The 16,023-nt window shown below is 68.4% G+C and carries 16 protein-coding genes; 11 read left to right on the forward strand and 5 right to left on the reverse strand.

Translation table 11 applies throughout. The annotated features are described in order from the left end of the window. Positions 1–173 precede the first annotated feature (173 nt). Both ACTPOE_RS00680 and ACTPOE_RS00685 read right to left on the reverse strand, forming a co-directional pair. Positions 174–959 carry a transporter substrate-binding domain-containing protein gene (locus ACTPOE_RS00680; protein ID WP_458870243.1) on the reverse strand — a complete coding sequence of 262 codons (786 nt, stop codon included), beginning with the start codon at positions 957–959 and terminating at the stop codon, positions 174–176. Between the two features lie 139 nt (positions 960–1,098). Then, complete coding sequence (locus tag ACTPOE_RS00685) at positions 1,099–1,770, reverse strand: LOG family protein (protein WP_458870245.1); 672 nt, start codon at positions 1,768–1,770, stop codon at positions 1,099–1,101. Between ACTPOE_RS00685 and polA the strand changes: the two genes are divergently transcribed. Further along, entirely contained in the window at positions 1,769–4,489 is a 2,721-nt protein-coding gene (gene polA / locus ACTPOE_RS00690; protein ID WP_458870247.1) for a DNA polymerase I, read from the forward strand. The genes ACTPOE_RS00685 and polA overlap by 2 nt on opposite strands. A 52-nt stretch (positions 4,490–4,541) precedes the next feature. Here the strand turns inward: polA and ACTPOE_RS00695 are convergent, their stop codons facing one another. Both ACTPOE_RS00695 and htpX read right to left on the reverse strand, forming a co-directional pair. Then, positions 4,542–6,197 (reverse strand): Na/Pi cotransporter family protein, encoded by a 1,656-nt coding sequence (locus ACTPOE_RS00695; RefSeq protein ID WP_458870249.1) that lies wholly within the window; start codon positions 6,195–6,197, stop codon positions 4,542–4,544. 12 nt (positions 6,198–6,209) lie between these two features. After that, positions 6,210–7,085 carry a protease HtpX gene (gene htpX, locus ACTPOE_RS00700; RefSeq protein ID WP_458870251.1) on the reverse strand — a complete coding sequence of 292 codons (876 nt, stop codon included), beginning with the start codon at positions 7,083–7,085 and terminating at the stop codon, positions 6,210–6,212. Between the two features lie 87 nt (positions 7,086–7,172). Between htpX and ACTPOE_RS00705 the strand changes: the two genes are divergently transcribed. Together ACTPOE_RS00705 and ACTPOE_RS00710 are read left to right on the forward strand one after the other, a co-directional pair. Further along, the gene (locus tag ACTPOE_RS00705) at positions 7,173–8,066 is read left to right on the forward strand and encodes a DMT family transporter (protein WP_458870253.1); all 894 of its coding nucleotides are present in this window, start codon (positions 7,173–7,175) and stop codon (positions 8,064–8,066) included. Between the two features lie 7 nt (positions 8,067–8,073). Continuing rightward, positions 8,074–8,940: a sulfurtransferase gene (locus ACTPOE_RS00710; protein WP_458870255.1), complete on the forward strand. Its 867-nt coding sequence runs from the start codon at positions 8,074–8,076 to the stop codon at positions 8,938–8,940. A 28-nt stretch (positions 8,941–8,968) separates the two neighbouring features. Here the strand turns inward: ACTPOE_RS00710 and ACTPOE_RS00715 are convergent, their stop codons facing one another. Then, positions 8,969–10,129 (reverse strand): aromatic ring-hydroxylating oxygenase subunit alpha, encoded by a 1,161-nt coding sequence (locus tag ACTPOE_RS00715; protein ID WP_458870257.1) that lies wholly within the window; start codon positions 10,127–10,129, stop codon positions 8,969–8,971. 291 nt (positions 10,130–10,420) lie between these two features. Between ACTPOE_RS00715 and ACTPOE_RS00720 the strand changes: the two genes are divergently transcribed. The 8 genes from ACTPOE_RS00720 to rplI all read left to right on the forward strand — a co-directional run bounded on the left by ACTPOE_RS00720 (position 10,421) and on the right by rplI (position 16,018). Then, a complete protein-coding gene (locus tag ACTPOE_RS00720; protein ID WP_458872713.1) occupies positions 10,421–10,699 on the forward strand; it encodes an exodeoxyribonuclease VII small subunit in 279 nt (92 codons plus the stop codon). Further along, positions 10,696–11,613, forward strand: a complete 918-nt coding sequence (locus tag ACTPOE_RS00725) for a polyprenyl synthetase family protein (protein WP_458870259.1) — start codon at positions 10,696–10,698, stop codon at positions 11,611–11,613. Before ACTPOE_RS00720 ends, ACTPOE_RS00725 begins: the two co-directional genes overlap by 4 nt. A 9-nt stretch (positions 11,614–11,622) precedes the next feature. Then, the gene (dxs, locus tag ACTPOE_RS00730) at positions 11,623–13,485 is read left to right on the forward strand and encodes a 1-deoxy-D-xylulose-5-phosphate synthase (RefSeq protein ID WP_458872714.1); all 1,863 of its coding nucleotides are present in this window, start codon (positions 11,623–11,625) and stop codon (positions 13,483–13,485) included. Then, on the forward strand, positions 13,482–14,294 hold the full coding sequence (folE2, locus tag ACTPOE_RS00735; RefSeq protein ID WP_458870261.1) for a GTP cyclohydrolase FolE2: 813 nt from the start codon (positions 13,482–13,484) through the stop codon (positions 14,292–14,294). The genes dxs and folE2 overlap by 4 nt, the downstream gene beginning before the upstream one ends. Positions 14,295–14,546: 252 nt before the next feature. Then, positions 14,547–14,915, forward strand: a complete 369-nt coding sequence (gene rpsF, locus ACTPOE_RS00740; RefSeq protein WP_458870263.1) for a 30S ribosomal protein S6 — start codon at positions 14,547–14,549, stop codon at positions 14,913–14,915. A gap of 19 nt (positions 14,916–14,934) precedes the next feature. Then, positions 14,935–15,228, forward strand: a complete 294-nt coding sequence (gene priB / locus ACTPOE_RS00745; protein WP_458870265.1) for a primosomal replication protein N — start codon at positions 14,935–14,937, stop codon at positions 15,226–15,228. Positions 15,229–15,273: 45 nt separating this feature from the next. Further along, complete coding sequence (gene rpsR, locus ACTPOE_RS00750) at positions 15,274–15,546, forward strand: 30S ribosomal protein S18 (RefSeq protein WP_043683419.1); 273 nt, start codon at positions 15,274–15,276, stop codon at positions 15,544–15,546. A 16-nt stretch (positions 15,547–15,562) separates the two neighbouring features. Next, complete coding sequence (gene rplI, locus ACTPOE_RS00755; protein ID WP_458870267.1) at positions 15,563–16,018, forward strand: 50S ribosomal protein L9; 456 nt, start codon at positions 15,563–15,565, stop codon at positions 16,016–16,018. Positions 16,019–16,023: the final 5 nt, after the last annotated feature.

Below are 16,023 nucleotides of genomic sequence, written 5' to 3' on the forward strand. Positions count from 1 at the left end.
AATCGGGAATGGACGATGGACTGGACGGTTCCGTCGCGCGCGCCGGAGCCGCCGCGCCCGGATTGGAGGCCGCCGACCGCGCCGCGCCGGAGCGGATCCGCCGGGCAGCCCCCGCCGGAGCGGGGGCCGGGCCCGGACGCGCGATCAGGCGGCATGGCGCGGCCGGTGCGGGATCACTGGGGGAACTGGATCAGGCCTTCGGCGAAATATTTCTTCGCGTAGCCCTGGAGGGTGCCGTCGGCCAGCATGGCCTTGAGAACCTTGTCCACGTCGGCCTTGAGCGCGTTGCCCTTGCGGATGCCCATGGCGATGGGTTCGTTCAGGATTGGATCGTCGAGCGTCATGGAGGCGAGCTCGTAGCCGGCGCCTTCGGGCTTGTTCAGGAAGCCGTCGACCGCGCTCTGGGCTTCCTGGAAGGTGGCGTCCAGACGGCCGGCCGTGACGTCCACGTAGGCGTTCGTGTAGCTGGGGTAGGCGACGACCTCGACGCCCTTGGGCGCCCAGTGCTTGCGGGCGTAGGTTTCCATCGTGGTGCCCTGCTGGACGCCGACGCGCTTGCCCTTCAGGGATTCGGCGGTGGGCTCCAGGCCGCTGCCCTTCTTGACCATCAGCTTGACCGGCACGATGTACATGGGCGTGGAGAAGTCGATGACTTTCTTGCGCGCCTCGGTGGCGGTCATGGTGGAGTTGGCCAGGTCGAACTTGCGCGCCTGCAGGCCGGGGATCAGGCTGTCGAAGGACTGGTCGATCCACACGCAGGTGCGGTTCAGGCGCTTGCAGACTTCGTTGCCGATATCGATGTCGAAGCCTTCGAGCTGGCCGTTGGGATTGCGGTATTCGAACGGCGGGTAGCCGGCCTCGGTGGCGATCTTCAGTTCCTTGGCGTCGGCGGCGGAGCCGACGGCGGGGATCAGGCCGGCCGCGATCAGCAGCGCGGCGCCAAGCAGGGTGGTTTTCATCGAATGTTCTCCTGGGGAGCCGGGCGGCGGGTGGCGCCGGCCGATGGTGACAAGGCGTGATGTTAACCCAGGTTTTTGCCGGGGCGCATCGAGCATTACCCCTAGGGAATCCCTGAACAAGTCCTCGCGCCGCGCGGGCTCAGGTCGGCAGCGCGGGTTCGCGGCGCTGCTCGATCTGGGCGGCTTCCTGGATGAGGCGGACGATTTCCTCGATGTCGTCGGTGACCAGCAGCAGGTCGAGGTCGAAGGGGCCGATCATGCCGTGGGTCAGCAACTGGTCGCGGACCCACTCCACCAGGCCGGACCAGAAGGCCGTGCCCACCAGGATGATGGGGGCGGGCGGCTGCTTCATCGTCTGCACCAGCGTGATGGCCTCGAACAGTTCATCCAGTGTGCCGAAGCCGCCTGGCAGCACCACATAGGCCAGACTGTGCATGAAGAACGACGCCTTGCGCGAGTTGAAGTATTCGAAGTGCAGGCTGTCGGTCTGGTAGGAATTGTCGGTCTTTTCGCGCGGCAGGCGGATGTTCAGGCCGACGCTGCGCCCGCCCGTTTCGAAGGCGCCGCGGTTGGCGGCTTCCATCAGGCCGGGGCCGCCGCCTGCGATCACCGGCAGGCCCAACTGGGCGAGGCGCGCGCCCAGTTCCATGCCCAGGGCGTAGAAGGGGTGGTCCCGGGGGACCCGGGCGCTGCCGAAGATGCTCACGCCCAGGCCTATTTTCTGGAAGGCCGCGGCTGCCGCGCGCATCTCTGCAATAATCGTGGGAATCTGTTGTTCGGCTGAAACGCGTTTCGTCTTATTGTCCGTCATGAAAAAAACCTTGTTGCTCGTGGATGGGTCCAGCTATCTGTACCGCGCCTATCATGCGATGCCCGATCTGCGCAATGCGCGCGGCGAACCCACCGGAGCCCTGTATGGCGTCGTCTCCATGTTACGGAGGCTGTTGCTGGATTACAAGGACGCCGCGACCCATGGGGCCTGTGTGTTCGACGCCCCCGGAGGTTCCTTCCGGGAAACGATCTACCCCGATTACAAGGCCAACCGTCCGTCCATGCCGGACGACCTGCGCGCCCAGATCGGACCGATCCATGAGGCGGCCGCCGCGCTGGGCTGGACCGTGATATCGGCGCCGGGCGTGGAGGCCGACGACATCATCGGCACCCTGGCGCGCCAGGCGGGCGAAAACGGCTTTTATACCATCATTTCGACGGGCGACAAGGATCTGGCCCAGTTGGTCAACGACCGGGTCGAACTGATCAACACCATGTCGGGCGAGCGCCAGGACCGCGAGGGCGTGATCCGCAAATTCGGCGTCCCGCCCGAGCGGATCGTCGATTACCTGATGTTGACCGGCGACGCCGTGGACAATGTGCCCGGGGTGGAGAAGGTCGGCCCCAAGACCGCCGCCAAATGGCTGAACGAATACGGTGACATCGACACGCTGGTCGCCCATGCCGGCGACCTGCGTGGCGTGGCCGGCGAAAACCTGCGCACGGCGGCGCCGGATTTCCCCATGACGCGGGATCTGCTGACCGTCCGCCTGGATTGCGAACTGCAGGCCGGGTGGGAGCCGCTCGCGCTGGGCCTGCGGGCTCCCGACCACGAGGCGCTGGTCCGGCTGTATGAGGCCTATGGCTTCCGGACCTGGCTGCGCGAGGAAACCGGCGAGCCGGGCCGCATTCCGGCCCAGGACGCCCGCGCGGCGCGCGAGGCGCCGCCGGTTCCCGACGCCGTGCATTACGAAACCATCCTCGACGAGGCGGCGCTGGATCGCTGGCTGGCGCGCCTGCGGGCCGCGCCCCTGGTCGCGCTGGATACCGAGACCACCAGCCTGGACCCCATGGCGGCCCGCCTGATAGGGCTGTCGTTTGCCATCGAGCCTGGCCGCGCGGCCTATGTGCCGGTGGGTCATCGCGCGCCCGGCACGCCAGACCAGCTGGACCTCGCCCTGGTGCTGGAACGCCTGCGCCCCTGGCTGGAGGATCCCGCCGCGTCCAAGCTGCTGCACCATGCCAAGTACGACTCCCACGTGTTCGCCAACGAGGGGGTCGCCCTGCGCGGGGTGCGGCACGACACCATGCTGCAGGCCTATGTGCTGCAGTCGCACCGGCGCGTGAACCTGCAGGAACTGTGCATCCAGTGGCTGGGGCTGACGGGCACGACCTACGAGGACTTGTGCGGCAAGGGTGCGCGCCAGATCGGCTTCGACGAAGTCGCACTGGACCAGGCCGCGCACTACGCCGCCGAGGATGCCGATTTCACCCTGCGACTGCATCAGGTCCTCCTGCCGAAGGTCGAGGCCGAGGCCGGTCTGAAGCGTATCTACGAGCTGGAGATCCGCACTTCCGACGTCCTCGCGCGCATCGAGCGCAACGGCGTGGCCATCGATGCCGGGGTGCTGGCGGCGCAGAGCCATGAACTGGGCCGGCAGATGATCGATCTCGAGGCCCAGGCCCATGTCCTGGCGGGCCAGCCCTTCAACCTGAATTCGCCCAAGCAGCTGGGCGAGATCCTGTTCCAGCGCATGCAGCTGCCGGTGTTGCGCAAGACGGCGAGCGGCGCGCCTTCCACCGACGAGGAGGTCCTGACCCGCCTGGCGGCAGACTATCCCCTTCCGCGCCTGCTGCTCGACTACCGCGGCATCGCCAAGCTGAAGTCCACCTATACCGACAAGCTGCCGCGCATGATCGACCCGCGCACAGGCCGGGTGCACACGCGCTACGCTCAGGCCGCCGTGGTGACGGGGCGGCTGGCCTCGTCCGACCCGAATCTGCAGAACATCCCCGTGCGCACGGCCGAGGGCCGCCGCGTGCGCTCGGCCTTCGTGTCCAGCCTGGGTAAGATCGTGTCGGCCGACTACTCGCAGATCGAACTGCGCGTGATGGCCCACGTATCGGGCGATGCGAACCTGCGCCAGGCCTTCGCTCAGGGGCTGGACATTCACCGCGCCACGGCGGCCGAGGTCTTCGGCCTGCCTCTGGACCAGGTCGACGCCGAGCACCGCCGGGCGGCCAAGGCCATCAACTTCGGCCTGATCTACGGCATGGGCGAATTCGGCCTGGCGAGCAACCTGGGCATCACCCGGGCGGCGGCCAAGTCCTACATCGACCGCTATTTCATGCGCTATCCCGGCGTGGCCGACTACATGGACCGCATCCGCCGCCAGGCCCGGGAACAGGGTTACGTGGAAACCGTATTCGGGCGCCGCCTGTATTTCCCGGAACTGTCCGGCGCCAAGGGGCCGCGCGCGGCCGCCGCCGAGCGGGCCGCCATCAACGCGCCCATGCAGGGCACGGCGGCCGACCTCATCAAGATGGCCATGGTGGCGGTCCAGGACTGGCTGGATGCCGAGGGCCTGCGCAGTCTGATGGTGATGCAGGTCCACGACGAACTGGTGTTCGACGCGGTCGACGATGAGGTCGATGTCTTGCGCGAGCGGGTACCGGTGCTGATGTCGGGGGTGGCGGAACTGGCGGTGCCGCTGGTGGCCGAGGTCGGCGTCGGCCTCGACTGGGGCGCCGCTCACTGACCGGCGGCGGCTGGCGGGCCTGCGGGGCCGTGCCATGCACGGCGTGGCGGGCTCATTCCGTTTCGCGCAACCGGTTGGGGCGCAGTTCGCCGTGGCGGTCCAGGATCGGATAGGCCGCCGCGTTGACCAGGCAGGCGTTCACCCCGCCCGCGTCGCGCAGGATTTCCAGATAGAAGGCGCCGACGTCGGCCGCGTCGATGCGGCCGGTCTTGATGCGGTCCAGGTGGCGTTCGGCGGCCCGGGCCTCCAGGGCGCGGAAGTGTTCCTTTTCGAAGGCCAGGGCGCGAGCCGCCGCGCGGTCGCCCGAGACGAACACGGCGGCGGCCTGGCGCAAGTTGCGCTGCAGCCGCTCCAGGATCTCGCCCAGTTCCGCGCGCTGCCCGGGGTCCAGCGTCCAGTGCTTTTTGTGCAGCCGGCTCGCGTGGCCCAGCAGGCCCATGCCGGCCACGTCGGCGGCATGGGCGATGTTCATGGAAAAAGCCAGGATGGACTTCAGGTATTGCGCGTCGTCGGCGCTGAGGCCTTCCTGGTCCTGGGTCGCCAGATACGTGGTCACCGACCGGTCCAGCTGGCCGATGGCGCTGTTCAGATAGCGCGCCTGTCCGGTGGCCCGGGGGTCTTCGTGCAGCAGGGCGCGCTCGGTCAGCCGCAGCGACTCGCGCAGCATGTCCGTCAGCCGCAGGGCCTCGCGGGCGGCCTGTCCCAGGGCCACGGCGGGAACTTCGCGGGCGGACTCGTCCAGGTACTGTGGGCGGGCCGGGTCGTGAGGGTCGGCGCGCGGCGGCAGCAGCCGCTGCAGCAGCCGGGCGTAGGGCCGCAGCGCGGGCATGAAGCAGGCGGCCACCACCAGGTTGAACAGCAGATGGAAATTCGCCACGGCGTGCGCGGCGTCGCCCAGTGCCGCCATGATCGAGCCGGCCCAGGGCAGCAGGGCCATGCCCAGCAGGCAGCCGGCGACGCGCGTGCCCAGGTTGCCCATGGGCACGCGGCGGGAGGCGGGGTTGCCGTCGCCGCCGCCTTCCAGGACCGGGTTGACGGCGGTGCCCAGGTTGGCGCCCAGCACCAGCATGTAGGCCAGTTCCGGGGGGATCAGGTCGTGATGGGCCAGCGACATGATCAGCACGACCACGGCGACGCTGGAATGCGAGGCCCAGGTCAGCGCCGCGCTGGCCGCCAGGGCGATCACCGGTGCGCCGGCCAGGGCCAGCAGGGCGCCGCCCAGCAGCGGCGCGTTCTGCAGCGGCTCGAACAGGGTCACCAGCTCGTGCAGGGCCAGCAGCAGCAGGCCCAGGCCGATCAGCGCCCGCCCCAGGTCGCGCGCGCGGCCCGGCTCGTAGTGGCGGAACATCCAGACGCCGGCGAGCACCAGGCCGGGCGCGAGGGCGGTCGGGTCGAAGGACAGCGCCTGGACGATCAGGGTGGTGCCGACGTTGGCGCCCAGCATGGCCGCCAGGCCCGGCACCAGAGGCACCAGGCCGTCCAGGGCGAAGCCGGTGATCATCAGGCCGGTGGCCGTGCTGCTCTGGATGGCGGCTGTGATCATCAGGCCCGTGCCGAAGGCGCGCGGGGCCGAACCCATGGCGCGGCTCATCCACAGGCCCAGCGCCTTGCCGAAGGCCCGCTGCACGCCGGTCTGCACCATGTGCACGCCCCAGAGCAGCAGGGCGACGAAACCGCCGAAGGCGATCAGGACCTGGAGTTCGCGCACATCCGGCCTTTCCTAGGTTGCCTGTCGGCGCAGGGCCTCGATGCGCCGTTCGATGGGCGGATGCGAGGCGAACAGGGCGCCGATGGCTCCGCCCGCGATACCCGAGGCGGCGAAGGACTTGGGCAGTTCGCCGGCCTCGACCCCGCCCAGCCGGGCCAGCGCGCGGATCATGGGTTCGCGCGCGCCCAGCAGCCGGGCCGAGCCCGCGTCGGCGCGGAATTCGCGCTGGCGGGAGAACCAGGCGACGATGATCGAGGCGAGCACGCCGAAAAGGATTTCACAGACGAAAACGCTGGCGTAATAGCCGATGCCGACGTCGCGTTCGTTCTTCAGCACGGCGCGGTCGATGAAGTAGCCGACCAGACGCGACAGGAAGATGACGAAGGTGTTGACCACGCCCTGGATCAGGGTGAGGGTCACCATGTCGCCGTTGGCGATGTGGGCGACTTCGTGGCCCAGGACGGCGGTGACTTCCTCTTCGGTCATGGACGACAGCAGGCCGGTGGATACCGCCACCAGGGAGTCGTTGCGGAAGGCGCCGGTGGCGAAGGCATTGGGCGCGCCTTCGTAGATGGCGACTTCCGGGCGGCCGATGCCGGCCCGGTCGGCCAGTTGGTGCACGGTCGCCACCAGCCAGGCCTCGCGCCGGTCGCGCGGCGCCTGGGGATCGATGACCCGGGCGCCGGTGCTGGACTTGGCCATCCATTTGCTCATCAGCAGCGAGATGAACGAGCCGGTGAACCCCAGTACCGCCGCGAACACCAGCAGCGCGGCCGGGTCGATGCCGTTGGCCGTCAGATAGCGGCCGACGCCCAGGAGATTCATGGTGATGCTGAGCACCAGCATCACGGCCATGTTGGTGACGAGGAACAGAATGATGCGTTTCATGTGGGGCAGGGCTCCGCAAGAAGGGGACGACGATGTGCGAAGTGTATAGTATCGGCTTCCGGTTCGTATCCCTGTCTTTGGTGACGCATGCAGTCTCTGTGGATGTTGCTGGCTTGCGCCATGTTCGCCGCGATGGGGGCCTTCGTGAAGGTCGCCGCCGATCTCGGCGCCACGCTGCCGGAAATCGTCCTGTTCCGCGGCATTCCCTCCGTCCTGCTGCTGTATTTCTGGGCGCGCTCCACGCGGCGCACGGTCCGCCCGTCCAGCTGGCGCCTGCACGTCTGGCGCAATCTCAGCGGCATCACGTCCATGTGGCTGGGGTTCTTCGCGCTGTCCCACCTCTCCCTGCCCACGGCCATCAGCCTGAACTACACGGCGCCGCTGTTCATCGCCGGCTGGATGCTGTTCTTCGGCGGCGCCCAGCGCGATCCGGTGCGCGTGCTGGCCGTGCTGGCGGGCTTCCTGGGCGTGCTGGGCGTGCTGCGCCCCAGCATCCAGCATGATCAGTGGATCGCGGCCCTGATGGGGCTGGGGGCGGGCGGGCTGGCGGCGATCGCCATGATGCAGATCCGCCAGTTGGGCCAGATCGGCGAGCCCGAATGGCGCACGGTGCTGCTGTTCTCGCTGGGGGTCTGCCTGAGCGGCCTGGCCGGCATCGCCCTGCAGGGCTGGCGCACCAGTGATCCCCTGACCTTGCTGGCGCTGGTCGGGCTGGGCCTGGCGGGGCTGGTGGGCCAGCTGGCCATGACCCGCGCCTTCGGTTTGGGGTCTACCCTGTTGACGGCGGCACTGCAGTACATGACCATCATCTTTGCCGCCCTGATCGGCGTCCTGTTCTGGGGCGACCGGCCGGCGCCGCTGGCCTGGGCGGGCATGGCGCTGATCATTGGTTCCGGCCTGCTGTCGGTCTGGCGCACGTACACCGAGGCCCGCGCCCTGCGGGGCGGCCCGAGGGCGCAGGCATTCCCACGAAGGAGGTAAACCCGTCATGACCGCATTGCTGATTCAGTCCGAGACCCTGCGCGATCGCCTGACCCGGCCGGGCTGTCTGGTTTTCGACGTGCGCCACGATCTGGCGGACCACGGCGCGGGCCGGCGGGCCTACGAAGCGGGCCACGTGCCCGGGGCCCTGTACCTGGACCACGAGACCCAGCTGTGCGCCCTCAAGACCGGGCGCAACGGCCGCCACCCCCTGCCGGACCGCGCCGATTTCGCCGCCCTGATGCGGGCCCAGGGCCTGACGGCCCGTACCGACGTGGTGGTCTACGATGCCGGCAACGCCATGTTCGCGGCGCACCTGTGGTGGATGCTGCGCTGGCTGGGGCACGGATCCGTCGCGGTCCTTAACGGGGGGTGGGCCGGCTGGCAGGCGGTCGGCGGTGCCGTCGAGACCGGCCCGCGCGCACCGTCCCTCAGCGAAGCCCAGGCGGTCCAGGGCCTCGTGCTCTCGGGCAAGCCGTCGATGCCCGTGGTCGACGCCCGCGCCATCCTGTCCAACCTGGACGAGCCGCGCTTTACGGTGCTGGATGCGCGCGCGCCCGAGCGGTTCAGCGGCGCGGTCGAACCGATCGATCCGGTCGGGGGGCATATTCCGGGAGCGCTGAACCGGCCGTTCGCCTGCAACCTGGACGTGGACGGACAGTTCAAGCCGGCCGCCGAACTGCGCGCGGAATTCGAAGCCCTGCTGGGGGATCGGCTGAACCACGGCATCGTCCACCAGTGCGGTTCGGGCATCACCGCCTGCCACAACCTGCTCGCCATGGAACTGGCCGGCCTGCGCGGCTCGGCCCTGTATCCAGGTTCCTGGAGCGAATGGTGCGCCGATGCCGCCCGGCCGGTGGCGCGCGGAAGCTGACCACGGGTGCCCGGACGTCCGGCAGGGGTCAGTCCGCGGGGACCGGCCTCTGTCCGGGCTCGTCCATCATGCGGCGATACCAGGCGTGGAAGTGCGCCATGCCGTCCTCCAGGGGACTCTGGTAGGGGCCGCATTCACTCTCGCCGCGCTCCATCAGGGCGCGGCGGCCGGCGTCCATGCGCTCGCCGATCTCGTCGTCCTCGATCGCCGTCTCCAGGTAGGCCGCGCGCTGAGCCTCGATGAATTCGCGTTCGAAGGCGACGATTTCCTCGGGGTAGTAGAACTCGATCACGTTGACGGTTTCCCGGGGACTGACGGGATGCAGCGTGGATAGCACCAGCACGTGGGGATAGAGCTCGATCATGTGGGTGGGGAAATACGTCACCCAGACCGCGCCGAAATCGGGTGTGGTGCCCGATCGGTACCGCAGCAGGCGGTCGTGCCACTGGCGGTAGACCTCGGTGCCCGGCTGGCCCAGGGCCTGGTGGATGCCGACCCGCTGCATGCTGTGGAATTCGCCGAATTCCCATTCCAGGTCGTCGCAGGTGACGAAGCGCCCCAGGCCCGGGTGGAAGGGGCCGACATGATAGTCCTCCAGGTAGACCTCGATGAAGGTCTTCCAGTTGTAATGGCAGGGGTGGACCTCCACGTGGTCGAGCACGTAGTCGGAGAAATCGAATTCCGGCCGATCGAACAGGGCGCCGATGTCGCCCAGCGGGTCGCGTTCCCCCTCGAACAGCAGGCCGCGGCAATTGCGCAGCGGGAATTCCCGCAGCCGCAGATCCGGCTTTTCGGGGAACAGGGGGGCGTTCAGCAGCCGGCCATGGGTGTCGTAGCTCCATTGGTGGATGGGGCACAGGATGCGCCCGCCCGTGCTGCACAGGTTTCCGGCGGCGCAGCCGCTGTCGCGCCCGGTCTGGCCGCCCAGCATCAGGGCCTGGCGGTGGCGGCAGACATTCGACAGCAAGCGCACGTCGACCTGGTCGCGCAGCAGGACCCGCCCTCCGCCCTCGTGGGCCAGGGTGCGCCAGTCGCCGGGGTTCGGGACCATCTTTTCGTGGCCCACATAGCGCGCACTGCGTGCGAAGATCCGGCTGCGTTCCCGCGCCAGGACGGCCGGGTCGAAATAGTGGTGGACCGGAAGCTGGCTGGCCAGATCCGCGCCGGAAGGGATGTAAGGGTCGGTCATTGGTTCCCCCCGCAAGAATGGAACCGCCCGGAGCGCCGCCGGGACGCCCCGGCGCCGGCGATCCAGGCAGGCGGGACGAGGAAAGGACGGCGGCCGGGTCGGCGCGAAGAAAAACCCCCGAGCCGTTCGGCCACGTGCGCGGCCGGACCGCATGGCCCCGGCACGATGCGATGTCCGGTCCGGGGCAGGGGACGAAATTGTACCCCACCCCGTAACCGGTCGGGGACGGGACGGTTTCATGGTCCGGCGGGGTTCCCGTACAATCCAGTCTGGAATGCTCAGATGAAACCCATGGTCAACGATCAAACCCCGCAGCCGGTCCGCACGTCCCGGCCCGCCGATCCATTGCCCCAGGACTTCGAGACGGCGCTGGCCGAGCTCGAGGATCTGGCCGGCCGCATGAACGACGGCAACCTGGGCCTGGACGAATCCATCGCTCTGTACCAGCGCGGCGTGGCGTTGGCCCGGGTGTGCCAGCGGCGGCTGGAAGCCGTCGAGCAGCAGGTCCAGGTGCTTCAGGGCCAACTGCTCCAGCCTTTCGACGACGCCGCGGCGCGGGACGCGACATGACTGCGGCGACGGGGAATTTCGACATGTGGCTGCGCGACCGGGTGGACCACGTCGCCACGGTGCTCGACGATTTGCTGCCGCCCGCCCAGGACGAAGCCGCGCGCCTGCACGAAGCCATGCGCTATGCCGTCCTTGGGCCGGGCAAGCGGGTGCGGGCCGCCCTGGTGTACGCGGCCGGCGAGGCCAGCCGTTCGCCGGGCGGGGCGGCGGCCGTCCAGGACCTGGCGCTGGACGCCGCCGCGGCCGCCGTGGAACTGATCCACGCCTATTCGCTGATCCACGACGACCTGCCCTGCATGGACGACGACGACCTGCGGCGCGGCCGGCCGACCGTGCATCGCCAGTTCGATGACGAGGCCCTGGCCATGCTGGCCGGAGACGCATTGCAGCCGCTGGCCTTCGACTGTCTGGCGCAGATGCCCATCGCGCCCGCCCTGGTCGTCCAGGCGGTCCAGCTGCTGGCCCGAGCGGCGGGCAGCGAAGGCATGGTCGGCGGTCAGGCCATCGATTGCGCCAGTGTCGGCCGGGAGTTGCCGATCGAGGCGCTGCAGCACATGCACCGCATGAAGACCGGGGCCCTGCTGGAAGCCAGCGTGTTGCTGGGCGGAGTGGTGGCCGGGGCCAGCAGCACGGCGCGCGCCGGCCTGGAGTCCTACGCCTCGGCCATGGGCCTGGCCTTCCAGGTGGTGGACGACATCCTGGATGTGACCGCCGATTCGGCCACCCTGGGCAAGACCGCCGGCAAGGACGCCGCCCAGGGCAAGCCGACCTACGTCTCCATCATGGGGCTGGACGGATCGCGCGAATTGCTGGCAGGCCTGCGCGAACAGGCCTGCGCCGCGTTGCTGCCGCTGGGGCCGTCGGCCTGCCGCCTGCGTGAACTGGCCGATTACATCATCGGCCGTTCCCATTAGATTCAGGGCATCATGACTAGACTACTGGAAGGCATCCAATCGCCGGCGGATCTGCGCCGGCTGGACCGCCGGGATCTCAAGGATCTGGCCGTCGAGTTGCGGGCGTTCGTGCTGGATTCCGTATCGCGCACCGGGGGCCACCTGTCCTCGAACCTGGGCACCGTCGAGCTCACCCTTGCGCTGCATTACGCATTCGACACCCCCGACGACCGGCTGGTCTGGGACGTGGGCCATCAATCCTATCCGCACAAGATCCTGACCGGGCGCCGCGAGGCCATGGCCGGTCTGCGCCAGCGGGGCGGGATCTCGGGCTTTCCGAAGCGCGCCGAATCGCCCTACGACGCTTTCGGCACGGCGCATTCCTCGACCTCGATCTCCGCCGCGCTGGGTATGGCGGTCGCCTCGCGCAATGCCGGTACCAACCGCCAGCACATCGCCGTGATCGGCGACGGAGCCATGACGGCCGGCATGGCCTTCGAGGCCCTGAACAACGCCGGCGTCACGCCCGACGTGAACCTGCTGGTCGTGTTGAACGACAACGACATGTCGATCTCGCCGCCGGTGGGGGCGCTGAATTACTACTTCGCCCGCCTGCTGTCGGGTCAGTTCTACGCCCATGCCAAGAACATGGGGCGGGCCGTGCTGCAGCACGTGCCGCCCGTGCTGGCGCTGGCGCGCAAGCTCGAAGGCCACGCCAAGGGCATACTGTCGCCAGCCACCCTGTTCGAGGAATTGGGCTTCAACTACATGGGCCCGATCGACGGTCACGACCTGGACGTGCTGATTCCCACCCTGGAAAATCTGCGCCGGCTTGGCGGCCTGCAGTTCCTGCACGTCGTGACGCGCAAGGGCCGGGGCTACAAGCTGGCCGAGGCCGATCCGGTCCTCTACCACGGCCCGGGGAAATTCGATCCCTCGGTCGGCATCCAGAAACCCGCCAAGCCCGCGCGCCAGTCCTTTACCCAGGTCTTCGGCGCCTGGTTGTGCGACATGGCCGCCGCCGACACGCGCCTGATGGGCATCACGCCCGCCATGCGCGAGGGCAGCGGCCTGGTCGAGTTCGAGCGCCGTTTCCCGCGGCGCTATTTCGACGTCGGCATCGCCGAGCAGCACGCCGTGACCTTTGCCGCCGGCCTGGCCTGCGAGGGCTGCAAGCCCGTGGTGGCCATCTATTCCACCTTCCTGCAGCGTGGCTACGACCAGCTGATCCACGACGTGGCCCTGCAGAATCTGGACGTGACCTTCGCCCTGGACCGGGCCGGCATCGTCGGCGCTGACGGGGCGACCCACGCCGGGAACTACGACATCGCCTACCTGCGCTGCATCCCGAACCTGGTGATCGCCACGCCTTCGGACGAGCGCGAGGCGCGGTTGCTGCTCAACACCTGTTTTCTCCATTCCGGGCCGGCCTCGGTCCGCTACCCGCGCGGCGCCGGCTGCGGCGCCGATCCCGGCGACAGCCTGGATCCGGTCGAGATCGGCCGCGCCGTGGTGCGCCGCGAAGGCCGGGACGTGGCTCTGCTGGTGTTCGGCACGCTGCTGCCCGAGGCGGCGCGGGCGGCCGAATCACTGGACGCCACGCTGGTGGACATGCGCTTCGTCAAGCCGCTGGACGAGGCGCTGCTGCGGCGCCTGGCGGACACCCACGGCCTCCTCGTCACGGTCGAGGAGGGCGCCGTCATGGGCGGCGCCGGCAGCGCCGTGGCCGAATGGCTGAATCGGGAAGCGATCGCCCGCCCGATCCTGCAGCTGGGGCTGCCGGATGAATTCATCGATCACGGGGACCAGAAGGCCATCCTCGCCGGTCTCGGCCTGGACGCCGACGGAATCGAGGCGTCGATACGCCAGCGCTTGGAAAGGAATGCCTCATGAACACCCTGCTGGATCCGGTGGCGATCGCGATGCCGGACGTGCAAAGTGGACCGGACACCCGGCGGATCGCCATCCAGCGGGTGGGCGTGCGCGGGGTGCGCCATCCGCTGCTGGTGGCGGCCGGCGCCGGCCAGCCCCAGGCGACTGTCGCCGACTGGGAAATGACCGTGGCCCTGCCGGCCGATGAAAAAGGCACGCATATGTCGCGCTTCATCGCCCTGCTGGAATCGCGGCGCGGCGAGCCCATGACGCCCGCGGCTCTGTGCGCCCTGGCGCAGTCCATGCTGGACCTGCTGCACGCGGACGCCGGCGACGTGTCGGCGGGCTTTCCCTATTTCATCGAGAAGCCCGCGCCGGTGTCGGGCGTGCGCAGCCTGATGGACTACCAGGTGCGCTGGTCCGTGCGCGCCCGCCGGGGCGAGGCGCCGCGGTTTTCCCTGTCCGTCCAGGTGCCGGTGACCAGCCTGTGCCCCTGCTCGAAGGCGATCTCGGAATACGGCGCCCACAACCAGCGCTCGCACGTTTCCGTGGACCTGGAATACGACGCGGCCGGGGCCGTGGATCTGGACGCGTTGATCCGCGGCGTGGAATCACAGGCCTCGTGCGAGCTGTGGGGGTTGCTCAAGCGCGCCGACGAGAAGTTCGTCACCGAGCGCGCCTACGTGAACCCGAAATTCGTCGAGGATCTGGTGCGCGATGTGGCGGTGATGCTCCAGCGCCTGCCCGGCGTGGCGTCCTATCGGGTCACGGCGGAGAACTTCGAGTCCATCCACAACCATTCCGCCTACGCGGTGGTGCACAGCGGCTAGAACGCGGGCGTATCCCCTTCGTCAGGCCGATGCGCCCCTGTTCCGGGGCCGGCTTCGAACAGCCCCGGAACAGGGGCGCATCGGCCAAGGTCCTACCAGGGCCCTGGTCATTTATGCTAGAATGCCGGGTTACTTGCTCGACCGTGCTTGCGACATGCCGTTTTTTGGGCGTGTCCGTGGTTCCCGGGGTGGGATCCGCATCGTGCCGGCGGGCTGTCTGTCAACACCGCAGATATCCACAAGGAGTCTTACATGCGCCACTACGAAGTAGTGTTCATCGTGCATCCCGATCAGAGCGAGCAGGTGCCCGCCATGATCGAGCGCTATCAGGCCATGGTCACCAGCAATGGCGGCCAGATCCACCGCGTCGAGGACTGGGGCCGCCGCCAGTTGGCCTACCCGATCCAGAAGCTCGTCAAGGCCCACTACGTGTGCTTCAACATCGAGTGCGGTCAGACCGCCCTGGACGAGCTGGAACACTCGTTCCGCTACAATGACGCGATCCTGCGCCACCTGTTCGTCAAGACCCGGCACGCCCACACCGAACCGTCGATCATGATGAAGTCGGTCGAGCGCGAGGAAGCCCGCAAGGCGACCGCCGCCGAGTCCACGAATTCCTGATCCGGAGCCCGCGCATTCCGTGAACCGGGTCGAAATCGCAGCGCGCGTGGCCGAGGCCGAGCCGCTGCGCCACACGCCGGCGGGCACGCCGGTGTTGCGGCTCCGGATGGAACACGAATCCGAGGTCCTCGAGGCCGGATCCCCCCGCATCGTCCGCATGGAATTGCAGGCGGTGGCCCTGGGGGACGTGGCCCGGGAACTGGCCGGGGCGCCGGTCGGCGCGCTGGTCCAGGCCGTTGGATTCCTGGCGCCCCTCCGGCAGGGTTCGGACCGGCTGGTGTTCCACATCCAGCGGATCGTGCAGGCACACTGAATGAACATGCCGGGCATGGCCCGGCCACAGAAAAAGGCAATCATCATGGCTTACTTCAAGAAAACCAAGGAAAAGCGCAAGTTCGGGCAACAGAATCCGCTGTTCAAGCGCCGCAAGTTCTGCCGCTTCACCGTCGCCAAGGTCGAAGAGATCGACTACAAGGATCTGGACACCCTGCGCGATTTCATCCAGGAAAACGGCAAGATCATCCCGGCTCGTCTGACGGGCACCAAGGCGCACTACCAGCGCCAGTTGGACACCGCCATCAAGCGCGCGCGCTTCCTGGCCCTGTTGCCGTACACCGACAACCACAACTGATCCGAGGTCTCCCGTCATGCAAGTCATTCTGCTTGAAAAAGTCGTCAATCTCGGCAACCTGGGCGATGTGGTCCGCGTGCGCGACGGCTATGCCCGCAACTACCTGATCCCCCAGAAAATCGCCCGCCGCGCGACCGACGCCGCCCTGAAGGAATTCGAGGCACGTCGCGTCGAACTCGAGAAGCACCAGGCCGAAAAGCTGGCCGCGGCCCAGGCCGTGGGCGAAAAGCTGTCCGGCTATGTGCTGACCATCAGCCAGAAGGCCGGCGTCGACGGCCGTCTGTTCGGCTCGGTCACCAACATGGATGTGGCCGCCGCGCTGCAGGCCGCCGGCTTCACCGACGTGCACAAGGCTCAGGTCCGCATGCCGGACGGCGCCATCAAGGCCGTGGGCGAATTCCCGCTGCAGGTCGCGCTGCTCGCCGACGTGGTGGTCGACATCTCGGTCACCGTGCAGGGCGAAATGGCCTGACGCAC

This window comes from Castellaniella sp. WN (genome assembly GCF_054457555.1).

What these genes read in the sequence shown, in the direction of transcription:
- ACTPOE_RS00680 (WP_458870243.1), bottom strand. Translation starts at nt 959, where the DNA reads ATGAAAACCACCCTGCTTGGCGCCGCGCTGCTGATCGCGGCCGGCCTG.
- polA (WP_458870247.1), top strand. Translation starts at nt 1,769, where the DNA reads ATGAAAAAAACCTTGTTGCTCGTGGATGGGTCCAGCTATCTGTACCGC.
- ACTPOE_RS00685 (WP_458870245.1), bottom strand. Translation starts at nt 1,770, where the DNA reads ATGACGGACAATAAGACGAAACGCGTTTCAGCCGAACAACAGATTCCC.
- htpX (WP_458870251.1), bottom strand. Translation starts at nt 7,085, where the DNA reads ATGAAACGCATCATTCTGTTCCTCGTCACCAACATGGCCGTGATGCTG.
- ACTPOE_RS00705 (WP_458870253.1), top strand. Translation starts at nt 7,173, where the DNA reads ATGCAGTCTCTGTGGATGTTGCTGGCTTGCGCCATGTTCGCCGCGATG.
- ACTPOE_RS00710 (WP_458870255.1), top strand. Translation starts at nt 8,074, where the DNA reads ATGACCGCATTGCTGATTCAGTCCGAGACCCTGCGCGATCGCCTGACC.
- ACTPOE_RS00715 (WP_458870257.1), bottom strand. Translation starts at nt 10,129, where the DNA reads ATGACCGACCCTTACATCCCTTCCGGCGCGGATCTGGCCAGCCAGCTT.
- ACTPOE_RS00720 (WP_458872713.1), top strand. Translation starts at nt 10,421, where the DNA reads ATGGTCAACGATCAAACCCCGCAGCCGGTCCGCACGTCCCGGCCCGCC.
- ACTPOE_RS00725 (WP_458870259.1), top strand. Translation starts at nt 10,696, where the DNA reads ATGACTGCGGCGACGGGGAATTTCGACATGTGGCTGCGCGACCGGGTG.
- folE2 (WP_458870261.1), top strand. Translation starts at nt 13,482, where the DNA reads ATGAACACCCTGCTGGATCCGGTGGCGATCGCGATGCCGGACGTGCAA.
- rpsF (WP_458870263.1), top strand. Translation starts at nt 14,547, where the DNA reads ATGCGCCACTACGAAGTAGTGTTCATCGTGCATCCCGATCAGAGCGAG.
- rpsR (WP_043683419.1), top strand. Translation starts at nt 15,274, where the DNA reads ATGGCTTACTTCAAGAAAACCAAGGAAAAGCGCAAGTTCGGGCAACAG.
- rplI (WP_458870267.1), top strand. Translation starts at nt 15,563, where the DNA reads ATGCAAGTCATTCTGCTTGAAAAAGTCGTCAATCTCGGCAACCTGGGC.